Source organism: Sphingobacterium zeae (genome assembly GCF_030818895.1).
Taxonomy (GTDB): Bacteria; Bacteroidota; Bacteroidia; order Sphingobacteriales; family Sphingobacteriaceae; genus Sphingobacterium; species Sphingobacterium zeae.
In genome coordinates this window covers 3,955,924-3,980,467 of the sequence record NZ_JAUTBA010000001.1, presented here as the reverse complement: position 1 = coordinate 3,980,467, position 24,544 = coordinate 3,955,924, and the positions used below count along the sequence as shown (strand labels likewise).

General features: G+C 43.6%; 22 protein-coding genes. 17 read left to right on the top strand and 5 right to left on the bottom strand.

Annotated features, from left to right (window positions below; translation table 11 throughout):
* Positions 1-5: 5 nt before the first annotated feature.
* From QE382_RS16790 to QE382_RS16770, 5 genes are all read left to right on the top strand, one after another.
* Positions 6-1,838, top strand: a complete 1,833-nt coding sequence (locus QE382_RS16790) for a RagB/SusD family nutrient uptake outer membrane protein (RefSeq protein ID WP_307186921.1) — start codon at positions 6-8, stop codon at positions 1,836-1,838.
* Between the two features lie 25 nt (positions 1,839-1,863).
* A complete protein-coding gene (locus QE382_RS16785; RefSeq protein ID WP_046676362.1) occupies positions 1,864-2,259 on the top strand; it encodes an SGBP N-terminal domain-containing protein in 396 nt (131 codons plus the stop codon).
* An 8-nt stretch (positions 2,260-2,267) separates the two neighbouring features.
* Positions 2,268-3,260, top strand: a complete 993-nt coding sequence (locus QE382_RS16780) for a DUF4466 family protein (protein ID WP_307186920.1) — start codon at positions 2,268-2,270, stop codon at positions 3,258-3,260.
* Positions 3,261-3,264: 4 nt separating this feature from the next.
* Entirely contained in the window at positions 3,265-5,913 is a 2,649-nt protein-coding gene (locus tag QE382_RS16775) for a hypothetical protein (protein WP_307186919.1), read from the top strand.
* 66 nt (positions 5,914-5,979) lie between these two features.
* Positions 5,980-6,618 carry a GntR family transcriptional regulator gene (locus tag QE382_RS16770; protein ID WP_046675764.1) on the top strand — a complete coding sequence of 213 codons (639 nt, stop codon included), beginning with the start codon at positions 5,980-5,982 and terminating at the stop codon, positions 6,616-6,618.
* A 32-nt stretch (positions 6,619-6,650) separates the two neighbouring features.
* On the opposite strand, the gene QE382_RS16765 is transcribed toward QE382_RS16770, so the two are convergent.
* Positions 6,651-7,448: an SMP-30/gluconolactonase/LRE family protein gene (locus QE382_RS16765; protein ID WP_307186918.1), complete on the bottom strand. Its 798-nt coding sequence runs from the start codon at positions 7,446-7,448 to the stop codon at positions 6,651-6,653.
* Positions 7,449-7,608: 160 nt separating this feature from the next.
* Here QE382_RS16765 and QE382_RS16760 point away from each other — a divergent pair, with 160 nt between their 5' ends.
* From QE382_RS16760 to QE382_RS16730, 7 genes are read left to right on the top strand one after another with little or no spacing between them, the layout of a single operon-like run.
* Positions 7,609-8,931: an aspartate aminotransferase family protein gene (locus QE382_RS16760; protein ID WP_046675766.1), complete on the top strand. Its 1,323-nt coding sequence runs from the start codon at positions 7,609-7,611 to the stop codon at positions 8,929-8,931.
* Positions 8,932-8,940: 9 nt separating this feature from the next.
* Complete coding sequence (dgoD, locus tag QE382_RS16755; RefSeq protein ID WP_307186916.1) at positions 8,941-10,119, top strand: galactonate dehydratase; 1,179 nt, start codon at positions 8,941-8,943, stop codon at positions 10,117-10,119.
* A 16-nt stretch (positions 10,120-10,135) separates the two neighbouring features.
* A complete protein-coding gene (locus tag QE382_RS16750; protein WP_286754378.1) occupies positions 10,136-10,903 on the top strand; it encodes an SDR family NAD(P)-dependent oxidoreductase in 768 nt (255 codons plus the stop codon).
* 3 nt (positions 10,904-10,906) lie between these two features.
* A complete protein-coding gene (locus QE382_RS16745) occupies positions 10,907-12,298 on the top strand; it encodes a hypothetical protein (RefSeq protein ID WP_286769757.1) in 1,392 nt (463 codons plus the stop codon).
* Entirely contained in the window at positions 12,279-13,844 is a 1,566-nt protein-coding gene (locus QE382_RS16740) for an SLC5 family protein (RefSeq protein WP_307186915.1), read from the top strand. Before QE382_RS16745 ends, QE382_RS16740 begins: the two co-directional genes overlap by 20 nt.
* A gap of 40 nt (positions 13,845-13,884) precedes the next feature.
* Complete coding sequence (locus QE382_RS16735) at positions 13,885-15,096, top strand: M20 metallopeptidase family protein (protein WP_307186914.1); 1,212 nt, start codon at positions 13,885-13,887, stop codon at positions 15,094-15,096.
* Positions 15,089-16,060 (top strand): Gfo/Idh/MocA family protein, encoded by a 972-nt coding sequence (locus QE382_RS16730; protein ID WP_307186913.1) that lies wholly within the window; start codon positions 15,089-15,091, stop codon positions 16,058-16,060. The genes QE382_RS16735 and QE382_RS16730 overlap by 8 nt, the downstream gene beginning before the upstream one ends.
* Before the next feature lie 18 nt (positions 16,061-16,078).
* Here the strand turns inward: QE382_RS16730 and QE382_RS16725 are convergent, their stop codons facing one another.
* From QE382_RS16725 to QE382_RS16715, 3 genes are read right to left on the bottom strand one after another with little or no spacing between them, the layout of a single operon-like run.
* On the bottom strand, positions 16,079-16,756 hold the full coding sequence (locus QE382_RS16725; protein WP_307186912.1) for a YiiX family permuted papain-like enzyme: 678 nt from the start codon (positions 16,754-16,756) through the stop codon (positions 16,079-16,081).
* 15 nt (positions 16,757-16,771) lie between these two features.
* Positions 16,772-17,677, bottom strand: coding sequence for a hypothetical protein (locus QE382_RS16720; RefSeq protein ID WP_307186911.1), 906 nt, complete (start codon positions 17,675-17,677; stop codon positions 16,772-16,774).
* A gap of 53 nt (positions 17,678-17,730) precedes the next feature.
* Positions 17,731-18,222, bottom strand: coding sequence for a hypothetical protein (locus tag QE382_RS16715; protein ID WP_112374175.1), 492 nt, complete (start codon positions 18,220-18,222; stop codon positions 17,731-17,733).
* 689 nt (positions 18,223-18,911) lie between these two features.
* On the opposite strand from QE382_RS16715, the gene QE382_RS16710 reads away from it, so the two are divergent.
* The 5 genes from QE382_RS16710 (at position 18,912) to QE382_RS16690 (ending at position 23,721) form a co-directional block, all read left to right on the top strand.
* Positions 18,912-19,724 carry a phosphoribosyltransferase family protein gene (locus QE382_RS16710; protein WP_307186910.1) on the top strand — a complete coding sequence of 271 codons (813 nt, stop codon included), beginning with the start codon at positions 18,912-18,914 and terminating at the stop codon, positions 19,722-19,724.
* Positions 19,725-19,728: 4 nt separating this feature from the next.
* Complete coding sequence (locus QE382_RS16705) at positions 19,729-21,225, top strand: nicotinate phosphoribosyltransferase (protein ID WP_307186909.1); 1,497 nt, start codon at positions 19,729-19,731, stop codon at positions 21,223-21,225.
* On the top strand, positions 21,215-21,997 hold the full coding sequence (nadE, locus tag QE382_RS16700; protein ID WP_307186908.1) for an NAD(+) synthase: 783 nt from the start codon (positions 21,215-21,217) through the stop codon (positions 21,995-21,997). Before QE382_RS16705 ends, nadE begins: the two co-directional genes overlap by 11 nt.
* A 104-nt stretch (positions 21,998-22,101) precedes the next feature.
* On the top strand, positions 22,102-23,013 hold the full coding sequence (locus tag QE382_RS16695) for a cysteine hydrolase family protein (RefSeq protein WP_307186907.1): 912 nt from the start codon (positions 22,102-22,104) through the stop codon (positions 23,011-23,013).
* A 3-nt stretch (positions 23,014-23,016) separates the two neighbouring features.
* The gene (locus QE382_RS16690; protein WP_307186906.1) at positions 23,017-23,721 is read left to right on the top strand and encodes an NUDIX hydrolase; all 705 of its coding nucleotides are present in this window, start codon (positions 23,017-23,019) and stop codon (positions 23,719-23,721) included.
* Positions 23,722-23,865: 144 nt separating this feature from the next.
* Here the strand turns inward: QE382_RS16690 and QE382_RS16685 are convergent, their stop codons facing one another.
* Positions 23,866-24,345: a hypothetical protein gene (locus tag QE382_RS16685; protein ID WP_307186905.1), complete on the bottom strand. Its 480-nt coding sequence runs from the start codon at positions 24,343-24,345 to the stop codon at positions 23,866-23,868.
* Positions 24,346-24,544: the final 199 nt, after the last annotated feature.

Sequence of the window (24,544 nt, the reverse complement as noted above, 5' to 3'; positions counted from 1 at the left end):
AACTTATGAAATCGATATATAACATCGTGTTTATTTCTTCTTTGTTGCTTCTTGGTTTATCCGCGTGCCGCAAAGATTTGTTAAATCAAAATCCAACAACAACGCCAAGCTCTGAAACGTTCTGGGTGGACGAAAATGACGCGCTTGCTGCCTTAATGGCGAACTATTCGATATTTAAACCTTGTTTTGATCGTGACTATCATTTTGATGGTCATGGTGATTACCTGAAGGTGTACAATACCGGTGCGGCGCCTATTTCATTAACGGTGAATAGTCCGATGAATTATGGTTCCGGTGCGTCGGCAATGTATAGAGCATTGTATGGATCTATATTCAGTTCTAACTTTGTGATCGAAAATACCAATGCGCGCTTGCTGCCCGTAGCAAAAACTGATGCTGTAAAACAGACCTTGGAAACAATCGTGGCGGAAGCCAAATTGCTGCGTGCCATTGCCTACTTTAGACTGATTTCCTTATGGGGCGATGTACCTTATTTTTATAAATCGGCACCGGCGCCTGCAGAGGCTGATACGGTGCGTAGAATGCCTATTGCGCAGCTGAAAGATTCCATTATGGCTGATTTAAATTACGCTGTGGACAAATTGCCGAATAAGGGGGCTGCAATTGGTCGTGCCGGTAAGCCTGCCGCGTTGGCCTTCCGTGGTAAGTTTCAATTGTACTGGGGTTCGTGGAAGAAAAATGGATGGCCCGAATTGGATGGATTTGTGCAATCTGCTGCCGACGCTAAGTCGGCCTATACGGCGGCAGCTGCGGATTTTAAGCGTGTGATCAATGATTTTGGTATCAAAATGTTTAGAAATGGTGACCCAGGTTCATGGGGTGAATTGGGGAAGGCAGATGTGCTCCCAAATTATTACTACATGTTTATACCTTCTACGGGCAACTTGAGTCAAGATGAGGAAATGGTCATGGTGCTTACCCATGGCGGTGTGGGTACAAAACAGAGTGAGGAATATCAACGTGTGTGGACTGGGCCATTGGTGTCTTTAGGGCAGAACCAAGCTATTCCGCGTTATGAATTGGCCGACCGTTATCAATCTACCATTACGGGAGATTTCTTGCCCAAGATGGTTCAGCTAGATCCAGTGAAAAATCCGGCAGCACGTACAACAGCAAATTCAGCGGTGAACCCTGAGTCGTACCGTAATCGCGATTATCGCATGAAAGCGACTTTGTTGTGGGATTATGAACTGATTATGGGTATGAGCCCTACGGAGACGACAGGTTATATTCCTTTTGTCTACAAAACTTGGGGTGCTGCGGTGACGGTTAACGGTGTCTCTTACAAAACTTCCTTCACCGATAATACCACAAATCTCTCGGGATTACAATCGCGTAAATTTGTGCGCAATTATGGTGGTGTGGCACGTAGTGACGGAAATTACAATTGGCCTTTGATGCGCATTGCAGACGTGTATCTGATGTATGCTGAAGCGACCAATGAGATTGGTGGTCCACAGGCGGATGCGATTGATTTGGTTAATAAGGTCAGGCGCCGTGGTAACTTGCCCGCGCTTGCTGGTGCTAAAACCGCTTCTCGTGATGCTTTTTTTGATGCTATAGAACAGGAAAGGATTGTAGAGTTGTTTGGTGAAGGACAGCGTGCCTTTGACCTGCGGAGATGGCGTAAACTGGAAACCGTATTTGGTAAGCCTTATGGTGATGGGAAATGGTTCCAGGATAGTTTTGGGAATAATTGGGAGCGCTTTTTCTTCAATGAGTCTGAGTTGACTTATCAAAAGTGTTATATCTATCAAATCCCGGAAACAGAACGTTCGCGGAATCCGAATTTAACACAAAATATACCTTGGAAATAAGATGGTAACACTTGACTGTAATAAGATGAAATATACATTATTTTTAATCGGCATGCTGTTCGTTAGCTTGTCCGGTTGTAAGGATGATTATCCAATGGATGAGGATGGTTTGTTGATCACGACCAGGTCGGAATGTTATGTCAGTAGTTTTGAACTGTTGGGCGCCGATTTTCAGACGGTACGGACCAAAGCTGCCTTGGTAGATACCGTTGAGCAAACCATAAAAGTGGAGGTGCTCTTTGGTACGGATTTGAAAAATCTATACCCACAGTTTTCATTGGTCACCGATGCGGTATTAGATCCTAAGATTTTAGGAAAACAAGATTTTTCCAATTTGGATACGCCACGTGAATGGACTGTTGTGTCTGGAAATAGAAAGGTTCGTAAGACGTATAAAGTTTATTTGACAGTACAAAAATAAGTAAGCTGATGAAAACAAATTATTTAAAAATAGGGCTACTGTCCATTGGATTTGGGCTCTTGCTGTTAGGTTCTTGTAAAGAAGAAGTTTATGAAATTCCAAAAGCAAAAGATGGCTTGCAAAACGATATCATTAAGCGCTCTTTAGGGCCAAATGTGGTTGGTGCTACCATAGACTTTGCTTATGCGGCGGCGATATTACCAGATCAGGGGAAGCTCACATCGATCGCTGTGGAAGCTAGCATTGCGGGTGATGAGGGTACTGTGCTTGAAAACAAATCGTACTACACCAGTAGTACGGGGGCAGATGTCGGTGTGGTCGTTGGCGACCCCGCGACAGTAAATGGGAATAGCACGGAGGTGAAATTTACAAAAGACACCTCGGCTTCAACGCTGCGTTATAGCTACAAAATACCGGCAGCAGCAAAAGGCAAATCGGTTACGTTTACATTCAGGGCGAGGTCCAGTAATGGGCAGGAAATTGCGTTGAAGACCGAAACGTATGCGATTCGTAATATGGATATGGCCTTAGACTTGATCGGGAAAGATGGGGCTGCCTGCTTTTTTTCTGTAGCAGATCTAAAATGGTATACAGCAACGGAAGCTGCAGCAAACCCGGATAAAATTGATTTGATCTATTTGTACCGGCCATTGCCAACGGTGACTTATGCACATTCATTGGTTGCTCCCACGACGGATGCCAGTTATTTGCCGAGCTTCACCTTACCTGTCGGGCTGACAAATAAAACGAAGATCGTGAAGGCTTGGACCGTGCGCGATCAACAATTGGCACGATTGCAATACAGCGTATTTGTGGACGATGTGGATTTGAAAGACAAATCGTTTATCGATGCGCCGGATTTTGCCATTAATTTAAAAGCTGAATCAGGACTATGGCTGCAAACGGCAGATGGTAAATACAATGCTTATGTATTTGTCAATAGCGTAAATAATACCACGAAAGAAATGAAGATCAGTGTAAAAAGGTTGCAAGTAAAATAAGGATATGGGTGCAAGGATATGGCTTAAAGTTAAATGTACTATGCTAGGGGTCGCTTTTATGGCGATCCTTGGAGTGTCCTATGGGCAGCAGGCAAAGATTACTTCGATAAAGGGAAATGGGCAGAGGTTGCAGGTGCAGGTAGACGTTCCGACCGCTGGTGTCTATACCTTGGTTTCAGAAGGTGAGGTTACCGATTTGGATAAAATTAAGGCTGCGGATAAAACAGGTATGATGACGCTGTACGCGATGATTGATGTTCGCGCCGCCCGATCGACCAAACGGATCGTATTCGACAGCTTTAAAGGTGCGAAGCAAGATCTTGGTAAATTTTATTTTGGGAAAGGGAAGCAGACGGTCGGCATGCAATTGCCAGCTAATTTTAAAATTAAAGCTGTTTCGATCAATGCCTTTGTGCCTCCAGTTGCACCAGCTGCAGCGGAAAATTATAAACCAAAGATTGTTCCACCTGCAGGTCATCCAAGATTATGGGTTAATAAAGAATCTTTGCCGCTTGTTAAAGGGCGGCTGGAAGAGGCGGAGCATCTGGAAGCTTGGGGAAAAGTGAAAACACTTGCTCAGCAACCTGTTCAATTTATTTTTGATCCGAATAAGGAAATGTTTTACGATGAAAAGCTCGAGCGTGCTATTGAATCAAAAGCGTTTTATTACCTCATGTCCGGTGACGAAAAAATAGGTCAAGAGGCGGTCAGACTGGCGGATCAGTACTTGACGATGTTGGAGTTCGGGAATGTATCCTATGGTGATATTACACGCGAGCTGGGACGTGCAATTTATACGGGTGCACTGGTGTACGACTGGTGCTACTCCTTATTGGATGTACGCGTTAAGGCCAACCTGCATAAAAATATGATGCGTCTGGCGCAAGATATGGAAATTGGCTGGCCTCCCTTTTTTGGTATCGAAAGTATTATCAATGGGCATGGGAATGAGGCGCAGGTGTCGCGCGATCTGCTGGCAATGAGTATTGCTTTATATGATGAGGATCCTGTACCTTACAAATATACTTCATATTCGATATTGGAAGAGTTGGTGCCTATGCGCAAGTTTGAGTATCAGTCTCCGCGCCATAATCAAGGTGTTGATTACGGTGGCTATCGTTTTGGGTGGGAAATGCACGGAGCCTGGTTGTATTATCGCATGCTTGGCTATCCGGTTTTTGACGATAACATCAAGAATATGCCGTATTACTGGCTGTATATGCGCACGCCTGACGGAAAAATGTTACGCGACGGGGATATGTTTAATGTAAAGTACAACAGCAGTGCCGATTTTTATTGGAAAAATCCGCAGACCATGTTGCTTTGCTATGCCTATTCAGGTAATCCGGTAATCAAGGCCGAGTTTGTCAAGCAGGGCGGTTTGCCCGACAATCCAATCTTGTTTCTCCTCTTGGATGATCCAAAATTGAAGCCGGATTTTGACCGTGAGAAAATGCCGTTGACAAAGGATTTTGGACCCATCTTAGGGTCTATGGTTGCCCGGACAGGCTGGAGCGAAGAGAACGGAAGTTCCGATGTGGTTGCAGAAATTAAGGGTGGTGGTTATCATTTCGGCAATCATCAGCATGCCGATGCAGGTGCGCTGCAGATCTATCATCATGGTATTCAGGTTGGTGATCTTGGCCTGTATCTTTCCTATGGCTCCCCTTATGATTTTAACTTTAATAAGCGGTCGGTTGCGCATAGTATGCTTTTGGTGCGTGATCCTGCTGAGCCGCTGTTGTTCAGGACCAAAACAAACGATGGTGGTACTCGGTTTAGCCAGCGTTTTCCACGTACGGTTGAGGAGGTATTAAGTGACTCCTGGTACCATACCGGAGAGATCAGGGCATCGGCATTTGGTAAGGATCCCATTCAGCCGAGCTATAGCTATTTCAATGCGGATCTAACGGCTGCATATACCGCTAAAGTGAAATCCTATACTAAAAGTTTCCTGTTTTTGAATTTGAAGCGGAAGGATGTGCCTGCGGTCATTGTCCTATTGGACGAGCTTAAGACCAATGATCAGAAATTTGAGCCCTACTGGCAGATCAATACGCTTGAAAAGCCGTTACAAAGTGAAACAGGTTTTGTATTGCATAGTCAATTTAAAAATGTCGCTGGTGCTACCTATGTTGATTTGCTGAAGCCGCAATTAAGAGACTGTGCGGTGAAATTGTATTCGGGCGATTCGACTGCTTTTGTTTTTGGTGATCTTTATCAGGTCAAGTCTCCTTGGCCAGAGGCTAGAGGAACACGGATTATGGTCTCGCCCAAACAGGAAAGTGATCAGGCGAGTTATGCTTCGGTTTTTCAGATGACGGAGAGTGGCTCATCAAAATTACCGGTGTATGCTGAGGAAAAAGCGAATTATTATTTAATAAGGGTGGCTGATCGTTTACTGGTGGTGGCCAAACCAAATCAATATCTTAATGAAGCCATTGAATTTGCGGTACCGGGAGATCAGCAGTATGAGGTTGTTGTGGTTGGTTTGAAAGATGGTTTCTGGAATATGAAAAGTTCATTAAAAAATAGTAGCTTTAATATAAATGTCCTGAAAGGGAATCATACAACCAGTTGGAAATCTAAAGCCGAAACTATTTATTTGTCGCCGGGTAGACAGTATGGTGCCCAAGAGGGGAAGATTAATTAAAGAATACGTTGTTTAAATTTTTTTAATGATTTTGTATTCTTATTTTTGCATAAAATTGTATACAATATGAAAGAGGATTCGCTTGCCTATAAAGTTTATTTAGAAGTACGTAAGAAAATTTTGTCCAGTCAGCTTGCTGGAGGGGCAAGATTGGTGGAGAGTGCTTGGGCGGATAAGTTGACGGTGAGTCGAGTGGCTGTTCGTGAGGCTTTTATGCGGTTAGCAGGCGAGAGTCTGGTAGAGTTTGGTGAAAAAGGCGGCTGCTTTGTGAAAAAAATGACAGTCGAAGATGTGAAGGATATTCGTGAGCTGCGTGAGTTGTTGGAAATAGGTGCATTAAAGATTCTGTTTTCAAAGAAAAGTAAAGAGCTTATCGAAGATTTGGAACTGATCTGTAACGATTTTTCTGAGATGGTCAGCAAGGGATATTATGGTGGTGCTTGCGAGGCGGATGTTCGTTTTCATGAGCGGATTATTGAGGGAACTTGCAATTCAAGGTTGATTTCTATTTACAAGAACAGTAACATTCCCTTATTTCATATGAAGCTCGGGGCTATTATGGGGCAGATGGAAGATTACCTGGATACGGAGAAGGAGCATCGCGCTATTGTTGATGCGTTGAAAGCGGATGACTGGAATAAAGCTTATACCACTTTGGTCCATCATTTGGATCGGGGCGAGCAAGAAGCCTTGGAATTGGTTTAATATTTTTTGGATTTTTATAGGGGGTCTATTGTTTACAATAGACCCTTTTTTGTGCTGTCCCACTGCAACAATTGCCCTTTTTCAGCTTCTGTAATCATAAGTCCCTGAATGCCTTTTGGGTCTAAAGCACAATTTGTCGGATTCTTTCCCGGCGTAGGTATTTTCTCGGTCGTCTTGTTTTTGGTATCAATGGATAGGATATGTTGCGATCCATAGATAGCGGCATAAAGCTGGTTATCCTGATCGAAGGCAATTCCATCTGGGCCAATAAGACCACCTGTTTCGATGAATTTTTCGATGTTCTCCACCTGTTGTGTCAAGCTGTTCCAGTGCATTTTCCAGATCCATTTTGTACCCGTTTCAGCGACAAAAAGTGTGCAGTTGTCTGCTGCAAAGGCTAATCCGTTTGGGTAAAAAAGGCCTGTGTGGATCTTCGTAAGCGCACCATGTTTATGTAGACAGCAGATGTAGCCTGTACCATCTTCCAGGTCATTTCCCGGGCAGGAGAATAATAGGTTTCCTTCGGTATCAAAACATAAGTCGTTGGGCATTTTTAATGGCTTTCCTGCGATTTCCGTGACTATTGTCGTACAGGTTTTGTCGAAGGGATCATAGCAACGGATGCTGTTTTGTTGTGCGTCGCAAAACCAAATCACTCCTTTCTTATCGATTGCAATGCCGTTGGGATGTCCATTCACAGCTATTCTGCTATACTGATTGTCTTTGTAATAGATCAAGTTTCCTGCTTCTTTCTCCACAAGCCATATACCACCCTCCCGGTCGAAAGCGGGGCCTTCTGGAAAAAGAAGTCCTTCAATGAGAATATTCATTTTTAAAAATTTTAAAATTTATTTTAAATGTATACAAAAATATTGTAATTTGGTATACATAAAATAAGGTGTATTTAAATACAAATTATTGATGACTGCAACATGTGTGGCGGTGATCGTCCAATTATAACAATAACAAATAGCAAAACTTTTAATAGGCATGCAAGAAAATGAAAAATCAGCCGCGATACTGCGGGAGAATGCAAGATGGATACCGGGTGGAGTGGTGTCCTTAAATCGGAAGTCAGATCCGAATATCTGCTTCGTCAAAGGGAATGGTAGTTTGGTCGAAGATATTGACGGGAACAGCTACATAGATTATCAGGCTGGATTTGCAGCATCCTTTCTGGGGCATAATGATCCTGACGTGAACGCTGCAGTGTTACAGACCTTGCAGGAACAGCAGGTATTGATGGGGGCTGGGCCAACCTTACTCGAAGGAGAGTTTGCGGAGCTTTTTTGTCAGTCTGTTCCTTCGGTGGAGAGTGTTCAGATTACAACGACAGGATCGGAAGCGACTTACCATGCCATCCGTATTGCTCGTGCGGTAACAGGCCGTGATCATGTGATTGTTATGCAGGGGGGCTACAATGGCTGGCATAACGATGTGGCCTGCAATGTGATCAGTCAACGTGCAGATGTGGGTTCATATCAAAGTCCGGGGGAATATCCATTCGATTCATTGAGTGCTGGCGTTCCCAAAAATCACAGCGATTTAGTACACATTGTCAACTACAACGATTTGGAAAGTGTGCTGTATGTGGTTCAAAAATATGATGTTGCCTGTATTCTGTTGGAACCGATTCTTCAGAATATCGGGATTGTGAAGCCAAAGGAAGGTTATTTGGAAGGCTTACGCAACATGGCCGACGCGCATGGATTTCTGTTGATCTTTGATGAAGTGAAAACCGGATTCAGACATGCGCTGGGTGGCTATCAGTCCATCTGTGGTATTCAGCCCGATCTTTCAACCTTCGGAAAGGCGGTTGCAAACGGCTACCCATTGGGGGTTATTGCAGGGAAGAAAAAATATATGGATTACTTTGTGGATCCTGATAAGTCGAAGCGCGTTATGATTGCCGGTACCTTTAATGCTTTTCCGCTAACGACGGCGGCGGCGATTGCGACTTTGAAAAAATTAGGAAGCGCTGAGCACCGCGTTTATGAGCACGTAGAGGCGCTTGGTGCGCGTTTGGAGCAAGGATATAAGGAAATATTTCCTAAATTAGGCGTACCGTTTTATGTCGCACGCCAAGGATCTGCCTTCTGTACATATTTTATGGACCATGCGCCAGTCAATTTTCATGATATTTTGGATAACCACAATTTTGAGCTGGATACCCAATATCGAAAAAAGCTCATAAAAGAGGGGATTTTCAATTTCCCGGCACCAATTAAACAAGGAAGTATCTCCTTTGCGCATACGGAGGATGATATCGACAGAACGTTGGAGGCAACTGAACGCGTAATAAAAAGTTTGTAAACCCTAACTATGAAAATAACCGCTATTGAAACCTTTGTATGCCATGCGCGCATGCGAAATTGGATTTTTGTCAAAATTATGACCGACCAGCCCGGGCTTTGGGGATGGGGCGAAGCCACATTGGAATGGCATACGCAAAGTGTGGTCGGAGCTATCAAGGATATTTCTCAATTGTTGATCGGCGAAGATCCGCGTCGTATTGAATACCTATGGCAGATGATGTATAGACAACATTTCTGGCATGGAAACGGTATCGTTCGCGGTACGGCCATCAGTGGTATCGATATCGCCTTATGGGATATCTTAGGTAAAATTCACAATGTCCCTTGTCATGAGCTGTGGGGAGGTCGTGTACGTGACTATATCCGTTTGTATTGTCATTTAGGTGGAGGTCGCATGGAGGATTTTTATGAGACTGCTCCGGACGATGCCAAGCGATTTGGGGATCTGGCGCTAAAAGCTGTTGATGAGGGTTTTACTGCTTTTAAATCGATGGCTGTTCCAGAGACGATGTCGTTGGAAGGTCTTCGTCCCGTTAAATATGCTGAAGCTTGTGTGAAGGCCATGCGTGATGCTGTCGGCGACGATATTGATATTATGGTGGATTGCCACGCGCGGCCAAGCCCACGTATGGGGATGCAATTTGCGAAAGCCTTGGAGCCCTATGGCCTGTATTTCTTTGAAGAGCCATGCTGGCCAGAGACCATGGAAGATATTGCTTTGATTCAACGGGCGGTGACGACACCTATTGCTTCAGGCGAACGTTTGATCGGAGTGCATGCCTTTCGGGATATGCTCGAAAAGCGCGCCGTAAGTGTTATACAGCCTGATATTACACATTGTGGCGGTCTGACTGAAGCGCGTAAAATTGGAGCTTTGGCCGATGCTTACCGTGTATCTATGGCACCACATAATCCACAGGGCCCCGTGAGTACGGCTGCTTCCATTGAGCTGGGATTTGCAACACCATCTTATATTATTTGTGAAAGTGTGCATAAGGACGTCGAATGGCGTCAGGACGTCGTTACCGAAGGGTTTACGGTTCAAGAGAAAGGGCGGATTGTCCTTCCGAATAAGCGCGCCGGTTTGGGTATTGAAATCAATGAAGAAGAGGTAAAGAAACACCCTTTTCAACAGGAAATATTGCAGCGAACCTTTTATAAAGACGGTAGTGTAGGGGATTGGTAGTCTAAAAATAGCGATAATGGAGGAATATAAGAATAAGGTCGTCTTGATCAGTGGGGGACTTGGCGATATCGGAAGGGCTATGGCTGAAGCATTTTTGACCCAGCAGGCCATTGTATGCATCTCGGATCGGTTTGAACCACAGGTGGCTAGCGAGCGATGGCCCTTGTTGGATGCCCCTGGAGCGCGTCTATTTTATGATCAGGTCGATGTAGCGGATGCCGGGCAGGTGGACGCCTGGGTGACACGGATAAGACAGGAGCTGGGGGCAATTTCCATCTGTATCGCGAATGCAGCATGCGTTACGATTAAAGATTTCAGCACGTTAAGCAATGCGGAATGGAAGAATGAAATGGCCGTTAATCTCGACGGTTCATTCTTCTTGGCGAATGCCTGTGCAAAGTCATTTGTGGAGAATGAGATCGCAGGTTCGATCGTTTTTATGGGCAGCTGGGCGGCACACGCCGTACATCAAAATTTACCGGCATATAGTGTCTCTAAGGCTGGCCTGCGTATGCTTTGCCAGGCCATGGCTCTTGAATATGCAGCATACGGAATTCGTGTCAACGAGATTGCACCAGGCTATGTCAATGCGGGCTTGAGCAAAGTGGTCTGGTCATCAAATGCCGAACTTCAAATGAAAGCAAAGGCTGTGGTGCCACTTGGTCAGATTATAGAAGCTGAAGAGGTTGCAAAACAGGTACTTTGGATCTGTTCGGACAATTGTAAACATATGACTGGTACCGCAATTGTGATGGATGGTGGACTGTCCTTGATTAGACCCTAATGTATGAAACAGAAAGACCTCTTGAAAGAAACGACCGGTAGCTTGTACGCACGATTTGGACTTAGCCAGTGTGATATTACTCCACCGGTCGGCATCTATTCCCGTAATTGGGGTGCAGCTGCATTTGACCAGGCAACCGCTGTTCACCAACCTCTGTTGATGCATTGTTTAGCTATGCAATCCTGCGATGGCTTGCCCGCAATTCTGCTAACCGCCGATTTGGGCTGGTGGAAAAATGCAGCTGATGAACAAAATTTGCGATTAGCACTGCTCAGTCATTTTAATCTGGCTGAATCGCAGCTGATTTTTGCGCTGTCGCATACCCATGCCGGGCCAAGCATCTGTTCGACAGATGCAGCACAACCTGGAGGTGAACTGATTTCGCCCTACCTTGAATTCCTCAAACAACAGGCGATATATTGCATCGAAACGGCACTAAGTGGGCTGTTTAACGGCAGCCTAACCTGGAATTATGGTGTATGCGATTTGGCCAGCAACCGCGATCTGAAAGTCGATGATCATTATCTGATTGGCTACAATCCATTGAAAGAAGCGGATACAACCTTGTTGGTCGGGCGGTTGTATGATGAAACTGAAAGCTTAAAAGCAGTTATTTGTAATTATGCCTGCCACCCAACCAGCTTTGCCCACGAGAATGATTTGCTCTCGCCCGATTTTGTTGGCGAGATGCGGAATACAGTAGAGCGCTCTTTATCCGTGCCTTGTCTTTTTTTACAGGGTGCATCCGGTGATTTGGCTCCGCGGAGACAGTATGTAAAAGATCCGGCACTGGTTGAAGCCAACGGGAAGCAGTTGGGCTATGCGGTGCTCGCGACGCTGGCCCAGGAACAGCGTAGTCATAAAAATTGGATTTTTAAGGAATCTTTGATCTCGGGGGCGCCACTGGCCTGTTGGGGATTTCGGGAACAGCGCGCTTCAACCGATTTTAAGCAAAGGGTATTATCGATCAAAGTACCTTACAAAAAGCTACCGAGTCCCGAAGCAATTTTGAGTGAATACGAAGGCTGTACGGACCGTGTTATGAAAGATCGCCTTTGGCGAAAATATAATACCCGCAAATCCATCGGCGATCAAGAGGATGCTGTTATTCCGGTGTGGATCTGGAAAATGGGAGATGCTGTGTTGGTGGCGCAGGCCAACGAAGCTTATTCCTGTTATCAAATCGAAGTAAGAGCCGAATTTCCAGATCATACGATCGTTTTTATCAATATCGCGAATGGGTATGTGGGGTACCTTGCACCGAAAGAGCTTTATGATAAGGATATTTATGCCGTGTGGCAAAGCCCCTATGCCAGCGGCGGTCTTGAAATACTTATTGAACAAACTAAATTAGGAATTCAAACATTATTGACCGATGAAACTCGATTGGATTGACGTCATTATTTTTGCCGTGTATATTATTGGTATAGTGGTATTGGGCTTATACGCTTCGAAAAAAAACTCCGCCTCGAAGCGGGACTATTTTCTTGCGGGCGATAAGCTGCCCTGGTGGATGATCGGGGGTAGTATCATCGCAGCAAATATCAGCAGTCATCATCTCGTTGGCGCTATGGGCGCCGCTTATAGTCGTGGTTTTGTAGCCATTACCCTGGAGTGGGGCGCGATTCTAATCGGTTTTAATGCATTATTGTGGATATTTCTTCCCTTTTATATCCGCAACGGTTTCTATACGATACCTGAATACCTCGAAAAGAGATATGGCAACGCTACCCGTGTACTTTATGCAATTTTGATCTTGTTTACTTATGTGTTTGTGGAGATTGGGGCAGTTCTTTATTTGGGCGGTCTGTCGCTGCACGCGTTATTCGGCATTCCTATTTTATACAGCATTTTTGGAATGGCAATTCTGACCGGTTTATATACCGTATTAGGTGGGCTAAAAGCGGTGATATGGACAGAGATGGTGCAGCTTGTCATTTTGGTGTTGGGGGGAATTGTACTAACTTTTGCCACCATTGATGCAGCAGGGGGATTTCAGTCGGTCATAGACTCATCGAAAGATTGGAAAATGTTTTATCCTGCTTCTGATCCTGATTTTCCCTGGACCATGTACTTAGGCGGATTGTTGTGTATCAGTGTGTTTTATTGTGCGACAAACCAGTTTATTGTGCAGCGCGTATTAGCGGCAAAAAATGAATGGCATGGGCGTATGGGAGTTATCTTTGGTGACTATCTTAAATTTTTGGTCCCATTGATTATTACTATTCCGGCATTGGTGGCTCCAAAATTCCTACCTCATCTCGATCAGCCCGATTTGCTGTTTGCAACACTCGTGGAAACCTTACTGCCCAAAGGTCTGGTAGGGTTGGTGATGGCCGGATTAATTTCGGCGATCATGTCCCACATTTCAGGAGCGATCAATTCCTGTACAACAATTCTGACCGTGGATATCTATAGCCAGTATATTAATAAAAATGCAAGCGACTACGAAGCGGTCCGTTTTGGTAAGCGCGCCGGCGTTGCTATTATCGTACTCGGGATCATGAGTGCGGTTGTACTGATCAGTTATTCGGATAAGCCGGTTTTCCTTTATTTGATGAATCTGTATGGTCTTTTCACGCCAGGCATCGCAACAATGTTTTTAATGGGGGTATTTTGGAAAAGAACCACATCGCAGGGTGCTTTAACAGCAGGTTTACTGACAATTCCCCTTTCTTTACTTTTGGAATACACCTTACCTGAAATGCCGTTTTTTAATAGAACAGGCATTGTATTCTGGACTTGTATGCTTGTTTGTGCTGTGGTCAGTTTGTTGACACCAGCGGTCGCCGAAGCAAGATTAAAAAATCTGGTGTTGACGGGCGATTCTTTTCAGGTACCGGATCAGGATAAAGCCGCTTACCGTGGTTTTCGAAATCCGACCTTATGGTGGATTATTATAACGGTGTTGGTGCTTTATTTTTATGTACGTTATTTTTAGCTTAACTTGTTGACCTGTTATACTCTTAAAACTTATCCAGATGATCGACCCAATATTGAAAGAATTAAATGCCAAGATAGCGACTGTTTTTCCAAAAATCGTTGCAATGCGCCGACATATCCATCAGCATCCTGAATTGTCTTTTCAAGAATACGAGACAAGTGCCTATATTCAGCAACAACTTCGCGAACTGGGTATACCATTCGAGCTTGTCGCTCAGACAGGTGTTGTGGCTGTACTGACCGGACAAAAATCGGCGAGCGATGATATTGTGGTATTACGGGCTGATATTGATGCTTTGCCGATACATGAGCAAAATGATGTGGACTATAAATCGAGGAATAGCGGTGTCATGCATGCTTGTGGCCATGATTTTCATACGGCTAATCTCTTGGGGGCGGCGTCCATATTAAATGATTATAAAACGGAGTTTTCTGGTAAAATTATACTACTATTTCAGCCTGCTGAGGAAAAGATTCCGGGCGGAGCGATTCAGGTTTTGGAATCCGGTATGCTGGAATCTTTTGGTGGAACGATTAAAGCTGTGCTGGGGTTACATGTAAGTCCCCGTGTTTCTGTAGGAAAAGTCGGTTTACGTTCGGGACGATTTATGGCCTCGAGCGACGAGTTCTATTTCACCATTAAGGGACGTGGTGGCCACGCTGCAGAGCCACATCGGGCTGTTGATCCCATTATGATCGGCGCGCAGTTACTCACCACCTTACAGCAAGTTGTCAGCCGGAAAGCCAACCCCGATGTGCCGTCTGTATTGACCTTTGGTCGTTTCATTGGGGATGGTGCTGCCAATGTTATTCCCGAGGAAGTCAAATTAGCCGGAACATTTCGTACCATGGATGAGGTATGGCGCAAGGAGGCGCTGGAAATGGTTGCTGAAATAGCGGCAACGCTTCCCGTATCGCTGGGTGCAAAGGTGGAAGTTGAAGTACGGCATGGTTACCCCGCACTTTATAACGATCCCGCATTAACGCAAAAAGTCAAAACAATTATTGCGGAAACGATGGGGAATAGTGTGCCACAAGATCTCGAAATCTGGATGGCGGCCGAGGATTTTGCTTATTATTCTTATCGTTATCCGGCGTTGTTCATGTTGATTGGGACAAATAACGACGATTCCACCACGCAATATGGCCTTCATAATCCACAGTTCAATCTGGATGAAAAGGCTTTCGAAACATCCATGGCTGTTTTGGTCAATGCAGCTATTTCTCTTTTGAATGAATCAAATGAATAGAAAGAAATTCTTGATGTCCTCTTTTGCATTTGGACTATCCTATGCCGTTAATGCGAATAACAAGCTGTCCTCGAGGCAAGAGAAGGTGAAAAAAATAGGGATCATTGGACTGGATATTACGCACGCTGCTGCTTTTACAAGAGCGATTAATACGGCTGCCAGCAATCATCCCTATGGAAAATTCAGGGTTACTGCGGCTTACCCCTATGGAAGCAAAACGATCCCTTTAAGTATCGAGCGTATTCCGAAAATTACAGCGGAAGTGCAACAGCTCGGGGTTTCGATCGTATCAAGTATTGCCGAACTATTGAAGAAAGTAGATTATGTACTTTTGGAGACAAATGATGGAAATCTCCATTTGGAACAGGCACTTCAAGTGATTAAAGCAAAGAAACCTTTATTTATTGACAAACCAATAGCGAATTCCTATGCGGACGCTTTCAAAATTTTTGAAGCTGCAAGAAAGTATGGTTGCCCTATTTTTTCGTCAAGCTCCTTGCGTTATATTACCGGTCTTCAGGAATTGGATAGGACTAAGGTTATCGGAGCAGATGTCTATTGTCCGGCAGTAACGGAACCTTCACATAAGGATTTATATTGGTACGGCATTCATGGCGTTGAAATGTTATTTGCGTTGATGGGATCGGGGTGTCTTTCGGTAAAGACTGTTCAGGAACAGGGTACCTCGTTTTATGTTGGGAACTGGGCGGATGGAAGAATTGCCTCACTTCGGGGCATTCGTGAGGGGAAGGATGATTTTGGTGGAACGGTTTTTTTGAAAGATCAGATTGTCCATTTGGGGCAATTTATGGGATACGGTCCCTTGTTGGATAAGATCCTTCCATTTTTCGAAACGGGTGTAAGTCCGGTTGACGAAAAGGAAACCCTCGCAATATGCGCTTTTATAGACGCCGCCGAAGAAAGTAAATTAAACGGCGGCAAGACGGTTCTGCTTCAAAAATAAAAAACTGTGTAGGTATGCTTAATACGTATTCGCAATCGTGATCAATAACGCACTATTAAAAATCGAAGCTGGTGATATGACCGTTTCATTCAGCGGGACGCTGTTGCCGTAACGCTCTTTCAATTTGGTTTTTACTTCGGGGCTGCTTAGGTCAAAATCTTTCAGCTTTTCCAGCTTCCCAACTTCGATGCCTGCTCCACGTTGGTATATTTTCCAGATCAATTCCGAACAATATATTTTATCGTCCGACCATTCGAATGTAGCATCGTAATTTTTTCCGAGAAAATTTTTGCCGATTGATTTCATTTTGGCCAGCGTCGAATTGGTCAGTACCTGATCTGCATTTTTGAGGCGCTTGACCGCGTAATGCTGCTTTTCCCCTCGCGCAATCCAGTGTTCTAACTTAGTTACAGTTACGGGCTGTACGGCTTCCAGTACATAAGGATTACCGTTCTCATAAAAAATAATCCCACAATGGGAATACGGAGAACGCGTCGCTAATTGGATCGCTTTACATTGCAGTGAAATGGAAGACTGAAAGATCATATCACCATCTTTGAGTGGGGGCAATTTCGCATTATCTTTTGCGTGTTTGGGGGCCACTTTTTTTGGTTGAGCATGTATTGGCTCAGCAAAGATCAGTGTGACTAACATCAAGCTAATCAGCGATAGCAGGTATATAAATGTCTTTTTCATTGTTTTATTGATGACTTATTGAAATAGTTTCATGATTTTCTTTGACTTGGTCCTTTCGGCAAGTTGAAAAGCAGATAATACGTCGGATTCATATTGGTATACTTTCTCCGTGTTTGCACCGTTCTGCAAAAGATAATCTACGATTATTTTGTTTTTTATTAAGATAGCTTTTCCAAGTAATGTGCATTGTGTAAAGCTATAATCAGCTTTAATTTCATCAATACCCAGTCGGTTCAGGCTATTTAAACAAGTTTTACGGATAAAATCCATGTCGTTTTTTTCTATTGCTATCTTCAGGATTTCGAAATCATTGAATTGTCTGTTTTTAGCTAGAAATAAATGGTGAAACTGTTTGGCGATAGCGTACTGTCCCTTTTCTAAAATCCGATGAATGGCATTGCTGCTAAATTCCTCTACTGTGGAAAATCCATGCAGCTGACTAAAAAATAAAAGTATATTTTCAAAAGGGAGCTTGGCTACCTCCAGTTGCATGAGGCCGCTCAGATCGTTCGTGTCGAATAAATTCTCCATGTGTCTGAGGCTGTTCAAAGCGATAAATTGAAATTCGGGTTGATAGTCCGCGAGCCAATTGGAGGATTTGGCTATTACAAAGGTGTTGTTAGCAATCCTATAGTTGATAGAGATAGCTGGTTCAGCATAGTTGATTATTGTTATTGTACTGTCTGATAATTCATAATGTTTTGAACGAAGATGCGCTGTCGTTGCGGTGGGAAAGAGCCTGTTGAGATTGATCTGTATGGCGTATACGCCCAACTTGTCTGCATGCAAATTATAACAAAGTGTTCCTTGCTCTGTGATGTAAAAGGGTATTCTGCTCCCCGGCTGCTGCTGTGACTGAAAAACGATCTTGTTTTGGTAGGCAAATAACGATGTTGCCAGACCGACTAGTAAGCAAAGCATGCAAAGACCTATTTTTAACCCTAAGCGATTCATGGTATAAAATGATCGCATGACTAATCGTGGTATAGCTCTAAAAACTGATTGATCTGATTGGTTAACCCAAACGATTCGGATTCCAATAAATTGATTTCAGCTTGTATCTCCATTGTAGTCGGCGACAAGGTAAGCTTTCGATAGACCTGAATATCTAGTTCCAAAACGGCTAATTGTAGTGCGAGCAGCTGTTTGCCTTCTGTAGTATGGAGTTGTAGTTCATTAAAGGCATGTTTTAATCGTTCCAATTCAGCGATTGATTTTTGGACGTCATTTTCATCGGCCTTGCCAAAGTTCGGATAGGCCTCTCCCAACGTGCGAAAAGCATCGAGGTATTCTTCCTCGGACATTTCATAAATATTCGAATAGAGCATATTGTACGCATCAATGGCGTCATAGGTTTCCGAATCCATTAAGTCTTCGCGATAGTCCTCGACCAACTGTTTGATGTCTTGAGATTCAATCTGTAAGATTGACTCAATATCCTGTTTGATAAGATTGGCTATTTCCATGCTTTATGCTTAAAGTAATCTAAAGTCCCCCGCCGGCTCACAAATTTGCTGACAAAGAATTTTTTGACTTTGGTATAGACAAAGATCTTGTTTTATCGCAAAATTTCAATCCCTATAATCAGCTAATTTTTATGGAGGCTGTCGCTCAGCAGTTTTTTATCACCTGAGCATCTCCTATAGGACCTGTGCAGTCCATATTTCCATCGCATTTTTCTGTCTTGTCGCACGTATTTTTCTTTCTGCCCGTCAATCAAACGGAGAGCGGGATACCGTGTAGCCAAACGGGGATGAGCGAGCTATCAAATTCTACCTTTTAACATTGTTTGTTCAGTGCTTGTTCAGTGATTGTTCAGTGCTCGTTCAGTGATGACTCAGTGTGGACTGTATAATTAATGAATGATCACTGTCTAAATAGTGACTAAAAATTGTTATGAGATGCGACTTGGTATAGGTATGCTTGGTTTAATATAGGTGAATCAGGAGATCAGCTTTAGGACCAATAGTTAGAAATGGGGGATGAATTTTAAGTAAACTAACTTTCTCTAAATTATTTGATTGATTGATAGTATTTTATGGTGTTTTTGTGATTTTATGAGTAAAAAGTACTCAATATATTTTGCGCGCTTAAATTTAATCCTCATATTTGTTGAGTAAAAAATACTCAATAGTACAAAGTAAAATTAAAAGCTATGATCGTATTAAATAAGCAACAGGTAGTCACAGAACAATTTCCAAACGGGGAAACAAAAGTGAAAGATTTTGATCAGTTGATCTTAAAAGACAACCTTGTCGAATTTACATATCAAGAAGATGGAGACTTAATCCGCTTGCTTTTTGTCAAGAAGCGGTTGGATGAAACCGAAGCTGAAACTTGTCGGTTATTGATCCGTTATATGCCCTATAGCCGTATGGATCGCAAAATAGAAGGTGATTTATTCACATTGAACTATGTGGCGGAGTTTATCAACAGTTTGCAATTTGATCAGGTGTTTGTGGTCGAACCGCATTCCCACGTTACCCTAGAACTTTTAGTGAACAGTGCTGGGGTTTATCCGGCATTGGACTGGTTGCCACAGTTGATGGAAAAGCTTGATTTTTCGGACAATGATCGGATTGTTTTCCCGGATAAAGGAGCGGCGGCACGTTACATCAACAGCGGCTATGAAAATAGCTGTGTTTTTGAGAAAAAGCGAAATCCACAAACAGGCCGGATCGAAGGGATGGAACTTAAGGCTGGAGATATTCCGCTCGGCGCAAAATGTATTATTGTCGATGACCTCTGTTCTGCAGGTGGCACATTTCTTTGGGCCGGGAAAATATTGAAAGAAATGGGAGCCAGTGCAGTTTATCTTTTGGTCACACATTGTGAAGCCCGAATTTTTAAAGGGACCCTGTTGGATGATGATTCACCAATAACCAATGTCTTTACCACCAATTCCATGATGGATACCGAGCACCCAAAAATAAATTATATCAACTTAACGACTGAAAGTTATGTTTAAATCAATGAGCAAGAATCCAATACTTTGGACAGATGGTTATAAATTGTGTCATAAGGATCAATATCCAACACATACGGAATGGGTTTATGAGACTTGGACGCCACGCATGTCTCGCATAGAAGGTATTAGTCATGTTGTATTTTTTGGATTACAGGGAGCCTTGGCCGAAATCACCAATTCATTTGATGCAAACTTTTTTGCTCAACCGGAAGAAGAGGTCGTGGCGGCTTACGAAGAGGCAATTGCAACTGTTTTTGAAAATACAAACGCGAAGTTTGCGGCGACGCATGATTCGAAACATATTCGCTACTTACATCGGCTGGGGTATCTTCCAATCAAGGTAAATGCGTTGCCCGAGGGCAGTCTAGTGCCTATCGGTGTGCCGATGTTTACGATTGAAAATACGCATCCGGATTTTTTCTGGTTGCCAGGATATCTGGAGACACAGCTATCTGCTTATATCTGGTCACCGATGACTGCGGCGACCATAGCGGATCAATATAAAAGAGTATTAATGGGCTTTGCGGAGAAAACGGGCGACGTCAATAAAGTTTTCACGCAAGCCGGAGATTTTTCCATGCGTGGCATGGGTTCTCCCGAAACAGCTTATCGTACAGCAGGTGGGCATCTGTTAAGCTTTGGTGTTTCGGCAACACTCTCTGTGAGGGAGTATCTGAAATCCTACTACCATGCAAAAAGTGATGTGATGATGTATACCCCATCAACGGAGCACAGCGTAATGTGTTCTTATGGCGCGAATGAAGTGGAAGCCTTCCGGCATCTGATCACCAAGGTATACCCCAGTGGAAATATCTCCATTGTATCGGACACCTATGACCTCTGGCGTGTAGTCGATCATGTATTGCCGCAGTTGAAAGATCTTATTATGGCAAGAGAAGGTAAAGTCGTCATTCGTCCCGATAGTGGCGATCCGGTAAAAATTATCTGTGGTGATGCAGAATCTGATCGCGGTACTGTTCGGAAAGGTATTGTCGAACGTCTATACGAGCTTTTTGGCGGCACGACCAACAGCAAGGGATTTAAGGAGCTGGATCCCCATATTGGCGTGGTGTATGGCGATTCCATTACGGTGGATAGGGCCAATAAAATCTGTCAAGGTCTGTTTGATAAGGGGTTTGCTTCCACTAATGCCATATTGGGAATAGGCTCTTACACCTATCAATATGTCACACGCGATACCTTAGGTTTTGCGTTAAAAGGAACTGCCGAAATTGTCAATGGAGAATTTAAAGCAATCCAGAAGCGCCCCGCTACAGATACTGGAAACTTTAAAAAATCGCAAAAAGGTATGGTGGCTGTCGTGTTCGAAAATGATGAATATCGTTTAATAGACGACCTGAATCCACAAACTGTAGCTGAATTAGAAAATAGAAACTTGCTGCAAGACTTCTATTTAAATGGTGAATTTATTCACACGTCTAGCTTTGAGGAAATAAGAAATAGATTAAAAACGGAAACAAATAGAGTATATGGAAAATAGCGTAAACAAACCGTTTTTCATCCAGGATGAAAACGTAGCACAGTATGCACAATCAATGGCATCCTGGATTGCTCAGCAAGTGAAATCGGCCGGCCGTAAAGGGCTTGTATTGGGAATGAGCGGTGGTATCGACTGCAGTGTTGTGGCTTGTTTATGCCGCCTTGCTCAAGTGAATGTACACTTGGTCATGATGCCCTATGGCAGCGATATGAATACTAGTAAAAGCTATCACCATGCGATGGAGCTTATTCAGAAATTTGATTTTCCGTTTCATGTGTTTGACATTCAGCCTGCTGTGGATGCCTTGGCAATTCATCAAGAACAATTTGTCGCAGAAGCCACAGCGGCTAACCGCGCCTTGAGCCTAGCAAATATTCGCCCACGTGTGCGCATGACGTATTTGTATCAATTTGCGCAACTGGGCAGCAGATTTGTTATTGGTACGGGGAATATGGCCGAAGCTACGGTAGGTTATTTTACGAAATGGGGCGACGGTGCCTACGATCTGAATCCGTTGGCAATGGTGACCAAACAGGAAGTATATACCTTGGCAAAATACCTGGGCGTACCCGAATCTATTCAGTATAAAAGTCCTTCTGCCGGCCTTTGGGAAGGACAGACCGATGAAGATGAACTGGGAATGACTTATGCGCAAATCGATGGGTTTATTTTGAAAGGTACATCGGGTGACCTTGTAATAGACGAAGTTATTCGTAAGCGTATTGCGCAATCTGCACATAAATTTGCTGCCATACCTACTTTTAAGGGGTAGTTTTAACTGCTTAAATAAACTAGCGCATGTGCTCAACTGGAGCGGACCGCAAAGACGAATAGTGTTTTAACACAATAAATACGGACTTAAAGAAAATGAATAGCATGAAAACATCATTTGATCAGATTGTCGATGTGCAGGATATTGCCAGCGGCAAAAGTGATAAAATACCGGCAATGCTGGCCTTGGCACGAGAGGAAAAGGTCGAGCCTGCAGCTTTGGATGCGAAACGAACGCTGCTTTTGGCAATAGATGTTCAGAACGACTTTATGGAATCTATTGGGAGCCTTGCCGTCAAGGGTTCCAAAGGAGATGTTCAGCGCCTAACACAGTGGATGTACCGCAATTTGGGTTCCCTGACGCAAGTGATGTGCAGTCTTGATTGTCATTCGATGATGCAGATTTTCCATGCCGACTGGTGGGTGGATGCGGCAGGAAATCATCCAGAGCCATTTACCATCATTCGCTATGCGGATGTACGCGATGGTCTCTGGCACGTTGCCAATGGCCATACAGCTTTAGCGCTCGATTATCTCCAGCAGCTGGAATCTGCAGGTAAAAAACAATTGTGCATCTGGCCATACCATTGTTTGGAGGGAACCTGGGGTGCACAGCTCGAGAGTCAATTTACAAATATGCTCTATTTCCATAGTGCGGTGCGCAAGGTAAAACCGATCTTGGTTTACAAAGGACAGGATCCGTATACGGAGATGTATGGTATTATCAAAGCCGAGTATGATGATAATAAATTCGTAAACCATGCTGTTCTTGAAGCAATACGGGCATACGATGCCATTTATATTGCGGGGGAGGCATCAAGCCACTGCGTATTGGCTTCGGCGCTGCAGATTTTGGAATATTTCGAACATGATCGGTCAATTACCTCCCGTATTACTTTATTGATCGACTGCATGTCGCCGATTGCCGGATTCGAAGAGCAAACAATACTGCAGTTTGACGGACTTAAAGAAAAATATGGGATACAGCTCAAACTGTCAACCGAAGTAAATTTGTAGCTCATGGCAAGTTCAACAGAAAAATACACCTATGCATATCCTAGACCGGCTGTTACAGTGGATTGTGTCATCTTTGGCTTTGATAAAAACCAGCTCAAGGTATTATTGACCAAACGGGCAATACAACCTTTCTTAGGAAAATGGGCATTTCCTGGCGGTTTTATCCAGGAAGAAGAAACAGCCGAAGACTGTGCCCTTCGTAAGCTGCGCGAGGAGGCCGGTCTCCAGAATATTTTCCTTGAACAGCTATACACGTTTTCAGACTTAGCTCGTGATCCGCGTGGAAGAGTGATCAGCATTGCTTATTATGCGCTTGTCAAGCCTGAAGCGTATATGTTGGAAGCGGGTGTAGATATTGAAGCAGTTAGGTGGTTTGGTATTGATGAAAATAAAGATCTCGCTTTTGATCATATGCAGATCTTGCATACCGCAATCGAAAGACTCAAGGGGAAAATACGTTATCAGCCGATCGGTTTTGAACTTTTGCCCGAGCAGTTTACGTTGCCCGATTTGCACAATTTGTATGAAACCGTTCTGCAGCGCTCAATCGACCGCGGTAATTTTCGAAAAAAAATCCTCAGTATGGGGTTATTAATCGACCACAGCGATAAGCAAAAAGATCGGCGTGCAAGGGCCGCAAAGATCTATAGTTTTGACAGGGTAAAATATAAAGAACTTACTGAATCGGGTTTTTATTTTGAAATATAAGTTTAACCATTGGAGCTAGACAGGCGGTCGTCAATGAACGACTGCCTGTCTGTTTTAACCCAGACTGAATCTTTTGATATCTTTAGTAAAGGCTCAGTGCAGATTTCATATCATCGCACAATTGTCAGGTGAAGTCGGGTTAGGCTAACCCTGAAAATCGCCACAATCATGGACTTCGAACTGATCGATCAAAGCTTTCTGTGTGTAGTATTTTGCGATACGTTTGTTCTTTAGCAAAAGAGGATCCCCCTTTATTTTCAATTCGAAAATAGGTTCTTTCTCTACTCGCTTGAAGATAAATTCATTGTGCTGAGTTTTTAGGATTAGGCTGGTGTCGGTGCTGGTAAAGGTGAAGTTCTTGATCCGGTAGATTTCATTCGAATCACATACGTTGACCAAATGAAACTGTTCTTTACTGATTTTGATTTCTGCAAGATCACAGGCATAACATATTCCGGAGAATTCGATCCCATATTTTTTAAAACTATTTTTGCTTTCCGGCTGAAGAATGGTAATGGGATAGAGCTGCCTGAAAAGTGTAAGGTCATCATTGGATAGGGAGGTTTGGTCTTTAAAAAGCAATGCCATGCCAGGCAGAAAGATAAATTTCAGTATTAATCTCATTGTCGTTTCTTTTAGTAATGATTGTTTTTGCTGATAAACATATAGATTGACATATAGGTTTCATTATTCAATCTCGATACAATATTTTTAAAATAGAGGCCGAAAAAAAATCCCTGTTTTCCGCTAATCGAAAAAATTGATAAATACGGTATTTTTACCACAGTCGTACGAGTCATAGAATGATTTAGATCAATGCGAC